Origin of the sequence: Brevibacterium antiquum (assembly GCF_016107655.1) — a bacterium.
GTDB classification, from domain to species: Bacteria; Actinomycetota; Actinomycetes; order Actinomycetales; family Brevibacteriaceae; genus Brevibacterium; species Brevibacterium antiquum.
Genome location: NZ_JABASX010000009.1, coordinates 135,006 through 153,160, shown reverse-complemented (window position 1 = coordinate 153,160; position 18,155 = coordinate 135,006). Strand labels below are relative to the sequence as shown.

General features: G+C 63.4%; 17 protein-coding genes. 10 read left to right on the top strand and 7 right to left on the bottom strand.

All coding sequences use genetic code 11. The annotated features are described in order from the left end of the window. Positions 1-8: 8 nt before the first annotated feature. Together JFC13_RS15595 and JFC13_RS15590 are read right to left on the bottom strand one after the other, a co-directional pair. Positions 9-716: a rhomboid family intramembrane serine protease gene (locus JFC13_RS15595; protein WP_198397971.1), complete on the bottom strand. Its 708-nt coding sequence runs from the start codon at positions 714-716 to the stop codon at positions 9-11. A gap of 75 nt (positions 717-791) precedes the next feature. After that, the gene (locus JFC13_RS15590; RefSeq protein ID WP_143922770.1) at positions 792-1,331 is read right to left on the bottom strand and encodes a peptidylprolyl isomerase; all 540 of its coding nucleotides are present in this window, start codon (positions 1,329-1,331) and stop codon (positions 792-794) included. Between the two features lie 172 nt (positions 1,332-1,503). Between JFC13_RS15590 and JFC13_RS15585 the strand changes: the two genes are divergently transcribed. Beyond that, positions 1,504-2,358, top strand: coding sequence for a hypothetical protein (locus tag JFC13_RS15585; protein WP_232488673.1), 855 nt, complete (start codon positions 1,504-1,506; stop codon positions 2,356-2,358). Between the two features lie 149 nt (positions 2,359-2,507). On the opposite strand, the gene JFC13_RS15580 is transcribed toward JFC13_RS15585, so the two are convergent. Together JFC13_RS15580 and argS are read right to left on the bottom strand one after the other, a co-directional pair. Next, a complete protein-coding gene (locus JFC13_RS15580; RefSeq protein WP_332839442.1) occupies positions 2,508-3,779 on the bottom strand; it encodes an MFS transporter in 1,272 nt (423 codons plus the stop codon). After that, complete coding sequence (argS, locus tag JFC13_RS15575; RefSeq protein WP_198397969.1) at positions 3,776-5,500, bottom strand: arginine--tRNA ligase; 1,725 nt, start codon at positions 5,498-5,500, stop codon at positions 3,776-3,778. The genes JFC13_RS15580 and argS overlap by 4 nt, the downstream gene beginning before the upstream one ends. A gap of 165 nt (positions 5,501-5,665) precedes the next feature. Between argS and JFC13_RS15570 the strand changes: the two genes are divergently transcribed. After that, positions 5,666-8,962, top strand: a complete 3,297-nt coding sequence (locus JFC13_RS15570) for a S41 family peptidase (RefSeq protein ID WP_198397968.1) — start codon at positions 5,666-5,668, stop codon at positions 8,960-8,962. 312 nt (positions 8,963-9,274) lie between these two features. On the opposite strand, the gene JFC13_RS15565 is transcribed toward JFC13_RS15570, so the two are convergent. Then, positions 9,275-9,919, bottom strand: a complete 645-nt coding sequence (locus JFC13_RS15565; RefSeq protein WP_198397967.1) for a hypothetical protein — start codon at positions 9,917-9,919, stop codon at positions 9,275-9,277. 263 nt (positions 9,920-10,182) lie between these two features. Between JFC13_RS15565 and JFC13_RS15560 the strand changes: the two genes are divergently transcribed. From JFC13_RS15560 to JFC13_RS15540, 5 genes are all read left to right on the top strand, one after another. Further along, the gene (locus JFC13_RS15560; protein WP_198397966.1) at positions 10,183-11,010 is read left to right on the top strand and encodes an enoyl-CoA hydratase-related protein; all 828 of its coding nucleotides are present in this window, start codon (positions 10,183-10,185) and stop codon (positions 11,008-11,010) included. 46 nt (positions 11,011-11,056) lie between these two features. Then, positions 11,057-12,202 (top strand): acyl-CoA dehydrogenase family protein, encoded by a 1,146-nt coding sequence (locus tag JFC13_RS15555; RefSeq protein WP_332839441.1) that lies wholly within the window; start codon positions 11,057-11,059, stop codon positions 12,200-12,202. An 87-nt stretch (positions 12,203-12,289) separates the two neighbouring features. Continuing rightward, positions 12,290-13,036 (top strand): SDR family NAD(P)-dependent oxidoreductase, encoded by a 747-nt coding sequence (locus tag JFC13_RS15550; RefSeq protein WP_198397964.1) that lies wholly within the window; start codon positions 12,290-12,292, stop codon positions 13,034-13,036. Positions 13,037-13,105: 69 nt separating this feature from the next. Further along, a complete protein-coding gene (locus JFC13_RS15545; RefSeq protein ID WP_198397963.1) occupies positions 13,106-14,803 on the top strand; it encodes an AMP-binding protein in 1,698 nt (565 codons plus the stop codon). Then, positions 14,793-15,443 carry a TetR/AcrR family transcriptional regulator gene (locus JFC13_RS15540; RefSeq protein WP_198397962.1) on the top strand — a complete coding sequence of 217 codons (651 nt, stop codon included), beginning with the start codon at positions 14,793-14,795 and terminating at the stop codon, positions 15,441-15,443. Before JFC13_RS15545 ends, JFC13_RS15540 begins: the two co-directional genes overlap by 11 nt. Positions 15,444-15,477: 34 nt before the next feature. Here the strand turns inward: JFC13_RS15540 and JFC13_RS15535 are convergent, their stop codons facing one another. Beyond that, on the bottom strand, positions 15,478-16,230 hold the full coding sequence (locus JFC13_RS15535; protein WP_198397961.1) for a pyrimidine reductase family protein: 753 nt from the start codon (positions 16,228-16,230) through the stop codon (positions 15,478-15,480). Between the two features lie 154 nt (positions 16,231-16,384). Here JFC13_RS15535 and JFC13_RS15530 point away from each other — a divergent pair, with 154 nt between their 5' ends. The 3 genes from JFC13_RS15530 to JFC13_RS15520 all read left to right on the top strand — a co-directional run bounded on the left by JFC13_RS15530 (position 16,385) and on the right by JFC13_RS15520 (position 17,788). After that, on the top strand, positions 16,385-16,750 hold the full coding sequence (locus tag JFC13_RS15530; RefSeq protein WP_198397960.1) for a DUF488 domain-containing protein: 366 nt from the start codon (positions 16,385-16,387) through the stop codon (positions 16,748-16,750). A gap of 61 nt (positions 16,751-16,811) precedes the next feature. Continuing rightward, positions 16,812-17,381 (top strand): DinB family protein, encoded by a 570-nt coding sequence (locus tag JFC13_RS15525; RefSeq protein ID WP_198397959.1) that lies wholly within the window; start codon positions 16,812-16,814, stop codon positions 17,379-17,381. Positions 17,382-17,431: 50 nt separating this feature from the next. Then, on the top strand, positions 17,432-17,788 hold the full coding sequence (locus JFC13_RS15520) for a VOC family protein (protein ID WP_198397958.1): 357 nt from the start codon (positions 17,432-17,434) through the stop codon (positions 17,786-17,788). A gap of 70 nt (positions 17,789-17,858) precedes the next feature. Here JFC13_RS15520 and JFC13_RS15515 read toward each other — a convergent pair whose 3' ends face one another. Beyond that, entirely contained in the window at positions 17,859-18,128 is a 270-nt protein-coding gene (locus tag JFC13_RS15515; RefSeq protein ID WP_232488672.1) for a DUF5808 domain-containing protein, read from the bottom strand. Positions 18,129-18,155 lie beyond the last annotated feature (27 nt).

Here is an 18,155-nt window from a genome sequence, read left to right as displayed (position 1 = left end):
GCTACTCTTCACATGGAGGCGATCTGCCAGGCGTCGTTGATCTGCCAAGCGCTGGCGGCGAGCACCAGGAGAAGCAGCCCGAGGGCCGCGAGTGCGAACATCAGCGTCGACTGCTTCTTCGGCACCAGCAGAGCACCGCAGCCGAGCACGAACCCGGCGATGAGCCCGCCGAGGTGGGCCTGCCAGGACACTCCTGCGACGAGGAATCCGTATCCGAAGTTGAGGGCAACGAACAGCACGACCCCCGTGATGTTGCGGTCGAGCTTCCGTGTCGGCACCAGCAGCACGCCGATGATCGCAAAGACCGCACCGGAGGCACCGATGTTGTTCGTCACCCAATCCACAGAGAACGGATTCGCCAGAACGAGGACCATGACTGACCCACCGATCGTCCCCAGCAGATAGACGACGAGGAATCGCCAGCGGCCGAGAGCTCGCTCGACGAATGATCCGAAGAAGAACAGACCGATCATATTGGCCAGAAGATGGAACGGTGAGGGCTGTTCGTGCACCAGAGCCACCGTGAGGACTCGCCACGGCTGTTCGAACACGAGGGCGGGTACGAAGCTCAGCCGATGGGTGAGATCCAGGCTGGGCAGCAGCTGGGCCAGGAAGACCACGCCCGTGAGGATCATGATCACACTGGTGACCAGCGGAGGGGTCACAGAGAGGGCCCGGCCGGTCTCCCGGGCCGAGCCCTCCTGAGGTGTGTCCATCACACCATGGTACTCAGTTCAGTGAGCCTCAGTACTCCAGTACAGCAGGTACCGATGCTCACCAGCGAATCGGAGTCAGCCGTTGATGTCGACCGATTCCAGGACGACTGGTTCGACTGGCTTGTCCATGGCAGCAGTGCGGACGTTGTTGATCTCGTCGACGACCTTCTGCGAGGCTTCGTCGGCGACCTCGCCGAAGATGGTGTGCTTGCCGTTGAGCCATGGGGTCTCGGCGGTTGTGATGAAGAACTGCGAGCCGTTGGTGCCGCGTCCCATCTGCTTGCCGGCATTGGCCATGGCCAACAGGTACTTGCGATCGAACTGGAGTTCCGGGTGGATCTCATCATCGAAGGTGTAGCCCGGGCCGCCGGTGCCGGTGCCCAGCGGGCAACCGCCCTGGATCATGAAGTCCGAGATGATGCGGTGGAAGTTGAGGCCGTCGTAGAAGGGGCGCTTGGTGGGTTCGCCGGTGGCAGGGTCGGTGAATTCGCGCTCACCCTTGGCCAGTTCCACGAAGTTGGCAACAGTCTTCGGCGCGTGGTTGCCGAAGAGGTTGATGGTGATGTCACCATGATTGGTGTGCAGGACTGCTGTATGCGTAGAAGCTGTAGTCATAGAGCCATTCTTTCACGCCCCGACGGCTTCCGCAGATTCCGCCGACTCGGTTTGCAGACTCTGTCAGCGTTTCTGCAGACAATTTCATGACAGCCTGATGTCCGGCGGCTTGCACCTAGGCCGTAGACTGAGACTGATCAATTGCCCCCGACAAAGAGGATTGGGAATGTTCATGTCGAAGAAGTCAGCTCGAGATCCGTTCACTTCGAAGCTCGATTCCGCGAAGAAGACGTCACTCCGAGTCCTGGCCGATGCCAGCGGGGCCGCAAGTCCAAAACTCCGCGAAGCCGCTGACAAGGCACGCCCTCAGGTCGAGGCGCTTGCAGAGAAGGCTCGGCCGCAGGTCGAAGCACTGGCCGATCGGGCCGAAGGTCTTGCCGTCAGGGCCCGCCCTCAGGTCGAAGCATTTGCCGACAAGGCGAATGATCAGGTTCACGCCTGGGCGGACAAGCTCGATGCCTACCGCCCCGAAGCCACCGAACGTGCCGGCAAGTTTGCGACCAACGCCGCCAACTCGCTTGCAGCCGTTGAGACCCCCCAACTCGTCGACGATCTCGCTGTGCGCCTGACCGGCGACAAGAAGGCCGTGAAGAAGGCCCGCAAGGCCCTCACGAACGCTGGAAAGCGGATCCAGAAGGACACCGCACGCAAGTCCGGTGGCGGCAAGGCCGCAGTCGTGTGGACCTTGGTCATCGGCTCGGCAGCCGGAATCGGCTACTACGTGTGGAAGAAGGCGCAGCCGGTCGAGGACCCATGGTCGACGCCGCTGCCCAACAACCGTCCCGAGGATGCTCGTCCGGTGGGCTCAACCCCCGCTTCCCGCCAGGGAACAGCACCCGAGGTCTCGCAGACCGCAGTGCCCGAGTCGAAGACTGCCGAGGCCACCGCCACGACAGCAACAGCACCGACTCCGAAGCCTGCAACCGAGGCCAAGGGCACCAAGGCGACGCCGGCGACCAACGTCAAGCCTGCCGAGGATTCGAAGTCAGCCGCCGAGACGGTGGAAGACAAGAACGCCAAGCACTGATCTGTTCGGCAAGCATTGACCTGTTCGGGGAGGTCGACTGACATGGTCAACTGACCGGTCGATCGCCTGATCCAGACAGATAGAACGGCTTCCGCCGCTGAAGTTCACCCACGTGAAGACGTGAGAACAACAGCGACGGGGGCCGTTCGTCATTCACCCAGAACCTCACGCCTGTTCGCCGGCCCACCGCCCCGGAAGCGACCGGAGATGCGGACCGCCAGCAGCCCCGCGATCGTGAAGGCAAGGGTCGCTGCGAGGATGAGCAGAATCGGAGCAGTCCACCCATCGGTGGCGTTGCGCAACCAGCCCGCGAACGGCGGCGCCAGCGTGGCGGCGAGGTAACCGCCTCCCTGCACCCGTGCCGAGGCCGAAGCGGTTTCCCTATCACTGCCAGCGGTGCGGGCGATGATGGAGAAGATCGCAGTGAATCCGCCGCCTTGGGCGACGCCGCCGGTGATCGCCCACAGCACGTATGTGCTCGGAGCGAGCAGCAGTCCAACAGGCAGTGAGAGCCACAGTGCGGCGATGATCGCCACCGGCACCCAGGGCTTGGTTCGGGCCGCCAGCAGCGGCACACCGAATGCGCCGAGAATGGCAGCGACCTGGAACAGCGAGGCAGTGCCGCCCGAGGCTGCCGAGTCCAGCCCTCCTGTGTCGGAGAGGATCGAGGGCAGCCACGTCGTGGTCGTGTAGTAGGCAATCGACTGTCCGCTGAAGGTGATCACGAGCAGTGCGATGATGCGACGGAATTCGGGAGGTGCCTCGCGCCAAGGACGACGTACCGGTGTGGGCTCTGGTGCCGGTGACGATTCGGCCGATGCCGCGAAGATCGCAGTGCGGCGGATTCGCAACCGGATCATGAACAGCCAGTAGATGAGTCCGATCACGGCCAAAGCACCCCAGATGGCGACGGCCCACCGCCACCCGAGAGCTTCGGCCAAGGGACCCGTGCCGAGCAGTGTGATCATGGAGCCGACGTTCATGGTGGCCGAATACAGACCGGTGACCATCGACACCTGGTTCCAGGGGACCTCGCGCCGGATGATCACCGGCACCGCGATATTGCCCAAGGTGATCGCGATTCCGATGATTCCGGTGCCCACGAGCACGAGCCAGGGCGGGCCCAGGGAACGCAACACGGTTCCGAGAAGGACTCCGGTGAGGCACGACAGCACCGCTGCCTCGGCACCGAAGCGTCCGATGGTCTTCCCCGCAACAGGAGTGAGGAGGGCGAACAGCAACACTGGCAGACCGGTGAGGAGGCCCACCCCGGCGGCGCTCAGCCCGGTGTCGTGCTGAATGTCACCGAGGACGGCGGTCGGTGCGATGATCGGTGCTCGCAGGTTGATCGCCAGAACGACGATGCCCACGACCATCCACGGCAGCATCCGCCGGGCGACGGAAGGGTCAGGCTGGTTCACATGCGCTCGGGCACGCGGATGCCCAGGACGCCGAGGCCGGCCTCAAGCACCTCGAGGACCGTCTGGCTCAGCCGCAGCCGGGAATCGCGCACTTCGGCGGATTCGGCGATGAGAACCGGGCACTGCTCGTAGAACGAGGTGAACGATTGGGCGAGGTCGAAGAGGTACGTGCACAGCCGGTGCGGCGTGGAGCCGGCGACCACCTCGGCGAGGACATCGGAGAACCCGAGGATCGCCAGAGAAAGGTCGCGTTCGGCAGCCTCGCCGAGGTGGATCGGCGCAGCCGTGAACGCATCCCCGTCCGCCTTGCGCAGGATCGAGCGGATCCGGGCTCCGGCGTACTGGAGGTAGGGCGCGGTGTTGCCGATCGGGGCGAGCATCCGGTCGAGGTCGAAGGCGTAGCTCGTGTCGTGGGCGACGGAGAGGTCGGCGTACTTCACGGCGCCGATGCCGACGATCTGTGCGACCTCGGCTTCCTCTTCGGGGCTGAATTCGGCGTTCGACTCCTGCAGTGTGGTCTTCGCGCGGGCGACGGCCTCATTGAGGAGTTCGGCCAGGCGCACGGGGGCACCGCTGCGGGTGCGCAGGATCTTCCCGTCGTCACCGAGCACGTTGCCGATCTTCACGTGCTCGACTGCAACCTCCTCGGGCAGCCAGCCGGCGGCTCGAGCGATGGAGAAGACCATTTCGAAGTGCATCGCCTGCGGGGTGCCGACGACGTAGAGGGCACGATCGGCCCTGAGGGTGCGCACCCGATGACGGACAGCCGCGAGGTCCGTCGTGGCGTAGCCGTAGCCGCCGTCGGATTTGCGGATGATGAGCGGCAGAGGTTCGCCCTCACGCCCGGTGAAGCCCTCGGGGAAGACGCACAGGGCACCGTCGCTGATGCGGGCCAGGCCCTTCTCCTCGAGCTCGGCGCAGACCGCGGCAAGGTCATCGTTGTAGATGCTCTCACCTGCCAGGTCCTCATCGGTCAGGGTGACGTCGAGGAGTGAGTAGATGTGGTTGAAGTAGATCCGTGAGAACCCGACGAGGCGCTCCCAGAGTTCGAAGGTCTGCTCGTCGCCGCCCTGCAGCGCGACCACGCGGGCACGTGCGCGGGTGGCGAAGGCCTCATCGCTGTCGAACTTCGCACGCGCGGCCTGGTAGAAGGCATTCGGGTTGGCCGAGATGTCCTTGGCCGTCTCCGATTCGATGCCGACGTCGAGGAGGTGTTCGATGAGCATGCCGAAGGGAGTGCCCCAGTCGCCGATGTGGTTCTGGCGCACGACCGTGTTGCCGACGTATTCGTGGGTCCGAGCCAGAGCATCGCCGACGACGGTGGTCCGCAGGTGACCGACGTGCATCTCCTTGGCGACATTGGGCGCCGAATAGTCGATGACGATCCGCGCTCCGCTCGTCTCTGACTCGATCTCGGTGGCCGTTCCCTGGTTCAGGGTCGATGCCAGGAACTCGGGGGTGAAGGTGAGGTTGATGAAGCCAGGGCCGGAGATCTCCGGGGTCTCACAGATCCCTTCGAGATCGAGGTTGGCCACGATCGTGGTCGCGATGTCGCGCGGTTTGGACTTCAGCTCCTTCGCCAGAGGCAGCGCCACGTTGGCCTGGAAGTCGGCGAACTGGCTGCTCCTGATCACAGGGTCGCGTCGCGTGAATTCCTCGCCGAAGGACTGTTCGAGGGCGAGTGCGAAACGATCGTTGAGAAGCGAAGTCAAAGATGGCATGCCACCATTCTATTGGTCAGGGCCCGACTGCGCCGCATGGGCCGCGTCACCTCGGCGCACAAGCCCGAGCACCCGCGCCGACGAGATCTCGCAGAGCGTGCAAATTGGCTGGGCCTCCTCCTCTTCCACAGCGCCGTGTCCGTGCATGCTTGTAATGTGGGTCACGTGAATTCCAACACTTACCTCCGGTATCCGCACATCCACGGTGATCTCATCACCTTCGTTGCCGACGATGACGTGTGGCTCGTCGCCGCCGAGGGTGGGCGTGCTTGGCGTCTGACCTCGGATCATGCTCCCGCGCGCAGCCCCAGATTCTCCCCTGATGGATCCCGTATCGCCTATGTCTCGCACCGCGATGGTCACCCTGAGCTCATGCTCGCCGAGGTGGCTTCCGGTTCTCTGCACCGGCTCACCTGGCTGGGGTCGACGGCGATGACGATGCTCGGTTGGGCCGACGATGAGCGCATCCTCATCGGCTCCAACGCCGGCGAGTTCGAGTCACGCAATCACGTGGTGAGGTCAGTGGGAATCGACGGCAGCGTCGAACGCCTGTCCTGGGGCAGAGCCTCGGGAATGGCCCGCCACCACTCATCGGTGACCGCCTTGGCCACTCCCTACAGTCGTGAACCCGCGCACTGGAAGCGCTACCGAGGGGGAACTGCGCCGCGGCTCTGGCTTGATCGCAGCGCAGACGCCACGGGCAGCGGAGTCCAGTGGCAGCGGCTGCTGCGCGACGAAGAGGCGTCGCTGACCGACCCGCTGTGGGTGGGAGACTCACTGGTCATCACCTCTGACAAGGCCGCGAGCTTCCCCCATCATGCCAACGAGCAGGCCAACCTCTGGATCTGGGACGGTCTGGCCACACGCAGCGATGGGGATCCGGGCGAGCCTCGACAGCTGACGTTCCAGACCGAAGCCGAAGGGTACGTCCGCAATGCGACGACCGACGGGACGCGCATCGTGTGGCACAGCCGCGGCGAGATCCGCATCCTCGACAGCCTCGATGCCAGCATACGGACCCTCAAGGTCCAGCTTCCGGGCACCCAAGTGCAGCCGCTCAACCTCGACTCGAAGTCTAGGATCGGCGCCATCGCCCCAGATCACGATGGTAACGCCTCCCTCATCGAATGGCGGGGAAAGACTTTCTGGTTGGCTCATCGTGAGGGCCCCGCACGAGCGTTGTGCGCGGACTCTTCGATCCGCACACGCCTCCCGGTGGTGCTCGGACAGACTGGACAGGCGGCCTACGTCACCGACGTCGAAGGCGAGGATGCCATCGAAGTTCGCGCCACCTCGGCGACGGCTTCGGAACGTCGGATCGGAGCGGGCGCTCTCGGACGGGTTCTGCACATGACCTCCGATCCGTCCGGAAAGACCTTAGCCACAATCTCCCACGACGGAAGCGTCCGTCTCGTCGAGGTCGGGAACGGCAAGACCCGGCTGGTGGGACATTCGGGCTTCGGTGAGGCCAGGTCTCCCGAGTTCTCACCCGACGGACGGTACCTTCTCTGGTCACAGCCCACTCAAGGTGAGGAACAGCTGGCGCAGCTCATGCTCGTCGACACCAAATCAGACCGTGAGGCGCTGGCGCTGACCAGCGGTAAGTACAACGATTACTCCCCCACATTCACCGCCGACGGCAAGTACGTGGTGTTTCTGTCTGACCGGACTTTCGATCCTGCCTACAATCAGCACTCCTTCGATCTGTCGTTCAACGGTGTGACCAGACCGTGGCTGCTGCCGTTGAGCGCAACTGAGCCGGCTCCCTTCGGACCGACCTCGAGCGGTTGGGCGATCAGCGAACTGACCGATGAGGCTTCGAAGGCAGAGAAGACCAAGGCGGAGAAGTCCAAGGTCACCACCGTCGAGTTGGATGTCGAGGGCGCCGAGGAGCGGATCCTCGCGTTCCCCGTCTCTGCCGGTGTCTTCCGGAAGCTTGAGGCTGCTGTCGGCGGTGTCCTGTGGATCCGTGCCGGGGAATCGGAGGACGGCGTGCTCGGCACCGACCTTGATGCCCCTCCCACAGAGTCGATTCAGTACTTCGACTTCGCCAAACGCAAACTCGTCACCATCGTCGACAAGGCAGATGCCTATTGGGTAAGTGGGGATGGCAAGCTCATGGTCGTCTACGATGACGGCGATGTGACGGTGCGTCCGAGCAGCCGCAAGGTCGAAGACGACGATGACGAGTGCGTCGCGGTGGATCTCTCCCGGCTGCGCTTCGAACTCGACCAGCGCGCCGAGTGGCTGCAGATGTTCGAAGAGAACTCGCGCATCATGCGCGATCACTATTGGCGTGCAGACATGAACGGCGTGAACTGGGAAGGGGTCACCCTGCGGTGGCGCCGAGTCGCCGCGAAGGCACTGACCCATGATGATCTCGTCGATGTGCTGTGGGAGACGGTCGGGGAACTCAACACGTCTCATGCCTATGTCACGCCCTCGAATGCCCTGGGCAACCCGTCGAAACGACTCGGCTTCCTCGGCGCTGACCTGGAACGGACACCGAGCGGATGGCAGATCGCACGGATTCTGCCCGGTGAGAGCAGCGAACCCGCGGCCAGATCGCCATTGCGTCAGGCAGGTGTCGGGGCTCAGGAGGGCGACATCATCCTGGCTGTCGATGGCCAACGGGTCGATGAGGTACGCGGCCCCGCCGCCCACCTGCAGGGAGCCGGCAACAGGATCGTCGAACTCACCCTGCGCCGTGGTCGCAAGGACCGCGTGGTGGCAATCGTGCCGCTGACCAGCGAGGAGAAGCTGAGGTACCAGGACTGGGTGCGATCGAGGCGGGAGTATGTGAGGTCGAAGTCCGAGGGACGTGTCGGGTATGTGCACATCCCGGATATGATGCCCAACGGTTGGGCGCAGCTGCATCGCGACCTCAGACAGGCGATGTCGGCCGACGCTGTCATCGTCGATGTCCGATTCAACCGCGGCGGTCATACCAGCGCCCTGGTGGCCGAACGCTTCGCCGATCGTGTCATCGCCTGGAACGCTGTGCGCAGCTACGATGCCATGATCGCCGACCCCGAAGACGCACGACGAGGGCCCGTGGCCTTCGTCGCGAACGAGTTCTCGGGCTCCGACGGTGACATCATCAATGCCCGTGCTCAGGCCAAGGGCTTGGGCCCCGTCATCGGTGTGCGCACCTGGGGCGGAGTTGTCGGCATCGACGGCCGCTACGACCTCGTCGACGGCACCGGTGTGACTCAGCCGCGTTACGCCTTCTGGCTTGAGGGCAAAGGCTGGGATGTGGAGAACTACGGTGTCGAGCCTGATATCGAGGTCGAGCATGATCCTTCACAGCTGTTCAGTGAGGACGATCTGCAACTCGATCGTGCCATCGCCGAGGTGCTCTCCAGCCTGGAGAAGACCCCTGCGGCCACGCCCCCGGACTTCCCGGCCCCGCGCGTGCAAACACCCCCGAAGCCCCAGGCCCCAGCCACGCCCACGGAGTAGCACCGGCGACGCCCACGGGGAAGTTTCAGCTGCCCCCACGGCGCAGTCCCGGCAGCGGAGCCAGCCCTCCGACGCCCACGGAGTAGTCTCAGCGGCGCTCACGGAGTAGTCTCGGCGGCGGAGCCAGCCCTCCGACGAAACACCAGGGCCTGGGCCCGCGCAACCGCTGCAGTCTGCGACGCGATCTGTTCGTCAATAGTGACTGGCCGCGGGCTTCGGTCAGCCGATGACTGTCCGCAAACGGTTCTCACTGTCTACAAACGTTCGCCGCAGAACGTCCAAAGGACCGTTTGTGGACAGCAAATCGGCGTTTCACGCACGCTCACCGTCGACCGCGACGAGCGCCCAGAGTCCGAACGCCAGGAGCACGAATCCGGAGATGATTCCGCTGAAGATGGGGATGAACGCTGGGATCGAGGCGAAGAAGGCGATGAAGCCGGCAATGCCGCACAGTGTGACGACTGTGGCGAGAATATGGAACCGGTTGAGTTTGAACACGTGGCCGAGCGCATAGAAGTGGGTGCCGACGACGAACGCCACCCAGGCCACGCCGAGCTCGGGATGTCCTAAACCGCTCAGCAGGCGCGTGCCGCCGAAGAGCGCCAGCGCTTCGATCCCGACGATGATCCAGTAGCTGCGTCCGAAGGGAACGGTCCGACGCGGTCCGGCCGCAGCCTGCCCCTCAGCGATCGCAACCTGCCCCTCAGCTGACTCGGCTGATTCGACGGACGTTGCTGAGGAGACATGGGCGCGCTTCATGCGGCCCAGTGAACGAATCGCGAAGAACACGATGACGGCGAAGGCCGCGATTCCCATGATGAGCACGAGGATACGGCCCAGGGTCGAAAACGATGTGCTGTTGATGATGAGGAACACCAGGCCGAATGCTCCGCCGATGAGGGAGCCGATCTCCGCACCGGCAGCCGGCTGCGGTCTGGTCTCACGGGGTTGAGTCATCACTGCCCTCTCGAGTGTGCACGGATACCACGGGGATACGAGGATCGGTTCTATCATTACAGTCTCACACTCCGCACCGGGTACTCCCGCGAACCCGCAGAAGCGACAGAGATTCGCCACTCTGGCTTCATCGACTCAGACTTCACCGACTCAAGGGTATTGACCTCTACACTGAACTAGTATTCACTTGGCGTGAACATAGATTCATTTTCTTGCGGGATCAGTTGCCGTCGCCCGCAGGACATCAGCTTGAGGAGGCAAAGATGCCAGATACACAAGGGTCCGCGGCCGCTGCGCAGGAGTTCGCCGATATTCTCTACGAAGTCGAGGAGTCCTATGCGGTCATCACCATCAATCGCCCAGACTCGTTCAACTCCTTCCGCTCACAGACAGTCGACGAGCTCATCGAGGCTCTGACTCTGGCCTGGGGCGACAATCAGGTCCGCTCGATCATCCTCACCGGTTCCGGGCAGAAGGCGTTCTGTGCCGGAGGGGACGTCAAGCAGAAGGCGAAGACCGGCGACTACGGTCCCAGCCGCTACGGGATGTTCCGCATCTCTGAACTCCACAAGACCATGCGATCCGTGCCGAAGCCCATCATCGCCGCCGTCAACGGCGTCGCCGTCGGCGGAGGCAACGTCCTCAACACGCTGTGCGACATCACGATTGCCGCCGCCCATGCCCGCTTCGGACAGGCCGGACCCAAGGTCGGGTCCTTCGACGCCGGCTACGGCACTGCGTTCCTCGCCCGAGTCGTGGGCGAGAAGCGGGCACGCGAGATGTGGTACTTCTGCGAACTCATCGACGCCCAGAAAGCCGAGAGGTGGGGCCTGGCCAATGAGGTCGTCGAAGCCGAGCAGCTCATGCCCAGAGCCAAGGAACGAGCCCGAGCACTGGGTCTCAAGGCGCCGACCGCCCTGCGCTTCCTCAAGCAGTCGTTCAATGCCGACTCCGAGATGCAGACCGGTTTCACCAATCTGGCAATGAGCGCCCTCGACCTGTACGCGCACTCTCCCGAGTCGCATGAGGGCGCTGCCGCCTTCGCCGAGAAGCGCGATCCCGACTTCAGCAGCTTCGACAACGCGTACTGAATCGCAGGCAATCAGGCCGACCAGCCCACCAGAACAGAGGATCACAGTGGACTTCGCAATCACCCCAGAGGCCCAGTCGCTGCTCGACACGGCAGCGGCCTTCGAGGACCGCCTCATCTCCGAGGCACGTGACAGGGAGAATGCCGGGAAGATCGGCACCGATCTGACACTGGAGATGGGCAGCGCCGGTCTCATCGCCCCCGAACTCTCGCCCCACCTCGGCGGACAGGGCCAGACGAAGGTGACTGCGGGACTGGTCACCGAGGCGATAGCTCGCGGCGACCTCAACGTGGCGTATCTGCAGGTGGTGGGCTCACTGATGGGCCAGGTCATCGCGCGCAATGCAAGCGCCGAGGTGGCCGAACACTATTGCCGTCTCATCACCTCCGGTGCCGAAACAGTGGCCATCGGCCTCTCCGAGCCCGACGCCGGCTCGGATGCCGGCAATCCCCAGAGCACCGCCACACGTGACGGTGGCGATTGGATCATCAACGGCACGAAGTCGATGTCACTGGCGCTGACCTCGACGGCCACAGTCATCTTCGCGAGGATCGATCCGGACGCGAAACGAGGGAAGGGCATCTCCGCCTTCCTCGTCGACCTCGACGCCCCAGGAGTCACCCGCACCCCGATCACCGATATGGGACAGTCCGCGGTGGCCCGTGGCTCGGTGGACTTCACCGATGTCAGGGTCCCCGGCGATCACCTCCTCGGCGCGGAGGGAGCAGCGTTCTCCCAGGTCATGCAGGGCTTCGACTTCTCCCGTGCTCTCATCGGCCTGCAATGCACGGGCAGTGCCACCCGAGCGATCGAGGATGCCTGGGACTATGTGAAGGGCCGGGAGGCATTCGACCAGCCGCTGTCGAAGTTCCAGGGCGTCTCATTTCCCCTCGCCGAGGCGGAGACGAAGATGGCCGCCGCCAGGCTGCTGTGTCTGAACACCCTGTGGCTCGGCGACGAAGGCCTGCCCCACACCTCACAAGCGGCGATGTGCAAGTGGTGGGCACCCCTGGAGTCCTATCACGCCATCCATCAATGCCTCCTTCTGCACGGCCAGAACGGCTACAAGCAGGATCGCGACGTGGAGAAGCGCCTACGCGACGTGCTCGGCATGCAGATCGGGGACGGGACCGCACAGATCATGAAACTCGTCATCGCCAGGGAATCGGCCGGACGCGCCTTCGCCCCCTGACCAGCACACATCTGGGCCAGCACACATCCGACGAAGGCAACTGACCAGCACATCTGACAACATCACCATCCGAAGGGACCACACATTATGTCTGCACTGGACAATCGCATCATCATCGTCACCGGCGCCGCCTCCGGGATCGGCAAAGGCATCGCCACCCGCCTGGCCGCAGACGGAGCCACCATCGTCGTCGCCGACCTCGACGCGGCGAAGTCACAGGAAACCGCCTCGGCGCTGGGAAATGATTCCATCGGCGTCGCCGTCGATATCACCGATCGGACCAAGGTCGATGCCATGACCGCCAAGGTGGTCGAGACGTTCGGCCGCATCGACGTCCTCGTCAACAATGCCGGCTGGGACAAGGTCGGACCCTTCATGGACTCGACGGCCGAGACCTGGGACCGAGTCATCGCGATCAACCTGATCGGCACCCTCAACTGCACGCAGTCGGTCGCCTCCCACATGATCGCCGCCGATTCCGGGGCCGTGATCAGCATCGGCTCCGATGCCGGACGCGTGGGCTCGAGCGGTGAGGCCGTGTACTCGGCGGCCAAGGGCGGCATCATCTCCTTCTCCAAGACCTTCGCCCGCGAGGTCGCCCGGCACAACATCACCTCCAACTGCGTGTGCCCGGGACCGGCCGACACCCCGCTGTTCGCTGAGATCTCCGAGGACAACCCGAAGCTGCGCACCGCACTGGAGAAGGCGATCCCGATGCGCCGCCTGGCACAGCCTGACGATCTGGCAAATGCCGTTGCCTTCTTCGCCAGCCCCGAATCCACCTACGTCACGGGTCAGACGCTCTCCGTCTCCGGCGGACTCACCATGGCCTGACCCTCACCCACCGAGTCTCCACAACGATCCTCCATCACCGGCACGAGACCAGAGCAAAGGAGCCCTGACATGCCAACCCGATTCGACACGATCCTCACCGACTCCCTCATCGACAAGCACACCTCGACAGGTGCCTGGAATAACAAGACGCTGCTCGATCATCTGGACCACTGGACGAGCGAGACTCCTGATTCGGTCGTGTCGCGAGACCCCTATGGAAGCCACACATACCGACAGCTCTCCGCCGACGCCGAGGCATGTGCCAGGGCCCTCGTCGACCTCGGTGTGCAACCGGGTGAGGTGGTGGGCATCCATCTGCCCAATTGGTACGAATGGTTGGTCATCCACCTCGGCGCTCTCAAGGCGGGGGCGGTCACGAACGGTCTCATCCCCATCTACCGCGACCGCGAGATCGGATACATGGCGAAGAAGGCCGCAGTCACGGTTCTCTTCGTCCCCAACCGGTTCCGCAAGTTCGACTACCCGGATATGGTCGACCGCCTCAGGGACAGACTGCCAGATCTGCGGCATACGATCGTCCTCGACGCTCCCGGAGAAGATCCGTTCACCTCCCGCGAGGGCTTCGAACGATGGACGGACTTCCTGGATCGCGGGACCCGAGGCTCACCGGGGTCAGCTGGTTCGCCAGGATCGGCCGAGGCGGCGGCGAGCATCGACTGGGAGACGCGCAGGCCCGATCCCAATGATGTCGGTCTGATCCTCTTCACCTCGGGGACGACCGGTGATCCCAAGGGGGTCATGCACACACACAATTCGGTGCTCTCCGCGTCACTGCCCTGGCCTGACCACCTAGGCCTCGGGAATGGCTCCGTCATCCACATGGCCTCGACCTTCGGTCATCTCACCGGGTACATGTACGGAGTCTGCCTGCCGCTGCTCATCGGCGGGACCGGCGTGTTCCAGGATGTCTGGAACGGCGAGGAGTTCGCGCGACTGATCGAAGAGTTCGGCATCGAGCACACTTCGGGCGCCACCCCGTTCCTGCACGATCTCATCGAGGCCGCCAAGACCACGGATCGTGATCTCTCGAGTCTGCGACACTTCTGCTGCATGGGCGCTCCGATTCCACGCGTCATGTTCCACGAGGCCAAAGAGCTGCTGCCCAAACTCAACGTCTTCGGCGGTTGGGGGCAGACCGAATGCGGACTGGTCACCATGACCGCCCCCGGCGATTCCGATGACAAGGTCACGAGCACCGACGGTCGTGCGCTCGGCGATATGCAGGTGCGCGTCGTCGATCCGCTCGGCGAACCGATCCCCGCCGGAACCGAAGGAAAGGTGCAGGTCAAGGGCCCGTTCCTGTTCGTCGGGTATCTCAGCGAACCGAAGCTCACCGACGAGGCCTTCGCCGGCGACTGGCTGGACACCGGCGATATCGCAGAGATGGACGACGACGGCTTCATCAAGATCGGCGGTCGATCGAAGGACATCATCATCCGCGGTGGAGAGAACATTCCCGTCACCTACGTCGAGAACATCATGTACGAGCATCCCTCCATCTCCCAAGTGGCGATCGTGGCGGTGCCCCACCCCCGCCTACAGGAGATCGCGTGTGCCGTGGTCACACTGCGAGAAGGCCACACGTTCACCATGGATGACCTGCGCGAATTCTTCGCCGCCAAGGGCGTGACCAAACACTATTGGCCGGAGACCCTGCAGTGCCTCGATGAGTTTCCGCGGACCCCGAGCGGTAAGATTCAGAAGTTCAAGCTGCGGGAGGAAGTGGTCAGCAGGCATGACAAGTAAGACTCAGGACGTCAACGCCGTAGTGCGCGGTGCTCGCGCGGAATTCCGTGAGAAGCAGATCGTCGATGCCGCCGTCGGCCTCATGCAGACGAAGGGCTCACATGCCGTGTCGATGCAGGCGATCGCCAAGTCTGCCGGTGTCAGCGTCGGACTGCTGTACAAGTACTTCTCGGATCGGGAGCAGATCGTGCTGGCCGCGATCACCCGGGTTCTCGAGGACTTCCGGCTGCGCGTGCCGGCGGCGATCGAGGCGACCGAGGATCCTGTGCATCGGATCATTGCGGCTTTCACCGAGTTCTGTCAGGTCGTCGATGACCATCGTCAGGCGGTCGTCCTGACCTATCAGACTTCCAGGGCGCTCTCACGCGCCGGACTGGCGTCCATCCAGTCGCAGGAGCTGGCCACTCTGCAGCCGCTCATCGATGTCGTCGCCGAGGCTGCCGACAAAGGTGACCTGCACGCGGTCGATGCGAGCACGCTCGGTCACAACCTCATGACCCTGGCTCATATGTGGGCCCTCAAACACTGGTACTTCCAGCAGACGCAGGTCAGTCTGAGCCAGTACATCGACCGGCAGGTTCGCACCGTGGTGCTGAGCAACCTCAGCGACGGCGCACGGAAGAGAGTGAAACTGAACTAGTGTCCGCTGCTCCCGTGGTGTCTCAGCTTGCCTCTCAAGCTGCAGGTTGATAGAGCAGATAGAGAAATCCGTCGTCGGTGCCGTAGAGGGTCTTCAGTTCGAGTTCGACCGGTGGATCGAACTGGGCACCGCGCAGGATCCTCGTCTCGGTCCCGGCGACCAGGGTCGGGCTGCGGGTCAGACACAGTTCGTCGACGCCTTCTGCCTCCATCAGGTCGGTGAACAGTTGGGGCCCGCCCTCGCACACGATCCGGGCGAATCCACGCGACTGGAGTTCAGCGATCGCCGCGCTCAGGTCCACCGACGATTGACCGGCCACGATCACCTCGGCGACCTCAGCGGCCTGTGCACGTGCCTGAGCGGGTGCGTCTGCGCAGGTGATGAGGATGGTCCGCGCGGAGCGGGGCGCCTCGGTGAACAGCGAGGCTGAGAAATCGAGATCCAAACTGTGTGAGACTACCGCCATGGGTGCCGTGGGGCTGCGATTCTCACGCAGATGCCGCCATTGCGCATCGTCCTCAGCAGGACCGTAGACCTCGGTCCTGGCAGTGCCGGCGCCGACGAGGATGACATCTGCCAACGCCCGGTTGAGGGCGAACAGCTGCATGTCGATGTCATTGCCGAGACCTCCGGCGTGACCGGCGATGCTCGCAGCCCCATCGACCGACGCCACGAATACCGCGCGCACCCATTGGTCCACAGCGCGAGGAAATGCCAGGGCCTCCGGCAGGATCACGTCCTTCACCTGGTTGGGGAAGAGCCGATTGATCCTCGGAATCTCAGTCATCGCCACCTCGCATCAGAACATTGGCATTCAGGCGTTGAGTCTACTCGCGAACGGGTCACGACGGGGGTCCGAGTCCTCCCTCCTTGCGCCAGAATTCCTCTGTCTTAGACTGAAATCAGCACCACAGCTGCACCATAGAGCGAGGAGGACGATCATGTCAGAGAAGCATCAGGTCCAGGTTCGTCGGATCTACGATGATCCGGTCAACAGCGACGGCACTCGCATCCTCGTTGATCGCATCTGGCCGCGCGGAGTGAGCAAGGACAAGGCCGAACTCGACGACTGGCTCAAGGACCTCGCCCCTTCGAGTGATCTGCGCAAGTGGTACTCCCACGATCCCGATAAATTCGAGGAGTTCTCCCGCCGCTACCGCGACGAGCTCAAAGACGATGACCACGCCGAGGCGTTCAAGCAGCTCAAGGACTACGCGAAGAAGGGCAAACTGACCCTCCTGACTGCGTCGAAGCGCGACGACATCAGCGACGCGACGGTGCTCAAACAGGTTCTGGATAAGAAATAGTCTCCGGCCGTCGCAGCTGCGACACGACTGGGACCACACCACGACAGGTCAGGGACATGACATGAGCGAAACAGAGCCAGATGCGCAGGGCACCGAGCCCGATACCGATGTCCAGCGCGACATCGAACCGGACACACGAGATTGGGCTGATGTGCTCGAGACCGGGTGCGCCGAGTGCGGGTTCACCGGCGACGAGGATGTCACAGCGGTCCCCGACTATGTCTCGGCTTCCGCTGATGTCTGGAGTGAAGTGCTGACCAGGCCGAATGCCGGTGTTCGTGCCCGTTCGGATCGCTGGTCGGATGTCGAGTACGCCGCCCATATGCGCGATATCCTCGACCTGTTCCGCGAACGCACCTCGCTGATCGTCTCGCAGTCGGCACCGACCCTGCCGAACTTCGACGGCGACGCCGTAGCCATCGCATCCGATTACCGCCACCAGAGTCCCGCCGAGGTGGCCCTTGACCTGAGAGCGGCAGCGCTGGCCTATGCGGCCGATCTGGCTCAGATCACCGATGAACAGTGGGAACGCACCGGCTACCGCTCCGATGGACGCGAGTTCACGGTGACCTCATTGACCCGCTATGGGTTTCACGAACTCAGGCACCACCTGCAGGATGTCGGTGTCTGAACCGGCATATTGCCATTCACACTCGAGTGTGGAGACATTAATCTGTGGACATGGGACTGGAATGGGAGCAGCTCGTCGTCGATGCCCACGATCCGCATGTGCTCGGCCACTGGTGGGCGGAGGCCCTCGGGTGGATTGTCGTCGATGAGGACGAGGACGAAGTGGAGATCAGAGCCGAGGAACACGCTCTCCCGGGCCTTCTCTTCGGAGTCGACCCGGAGACCAAGACCGTGAAGAATCGCCTTCACCTCGACTTCCGTCCCGAAGACCAGGCCGCCGAAGTGAATCGACTGCTCGCTCTCGGCGCCCGACGAGCCGATGTGGGGCAGACCGAGGACGAACCCTGGGTTGTCCTGGCCGATCCGGAAGGAAACGAATTCTGCGTGCTCTCGTCTCGCAGGAAGTAGTGCGTGGGCGCATCCGGCAGAACAATCCTGGACCCTGTCTGCCTGACGCCTCCGGTGCCCGAGCTCTTCCTCAGAAGAAGACGCCCCACACCAGAACAGCGATGACGACGAGGATGAACAGCAGCGACCACGGGCTCCCGTAATTGAGCGACCATCCGATGCCGACGCGCTTCGGAACTAAGAACGAAGGGTCCCGGGGACAGAAGTAGAAGATTCCGAGCTTCCAGTTCGCATCATCATCGCGAAGCTGCTTCCTGCGTTCCTTGCTCACTGAGCTCATGCGTGTTCCCTTCTTCGCCGAGGACAGCTCACCCGGGCGTCCCACTCGGAATAATGCCATTGCTCCTTGCCGTCACGTTACACCTGT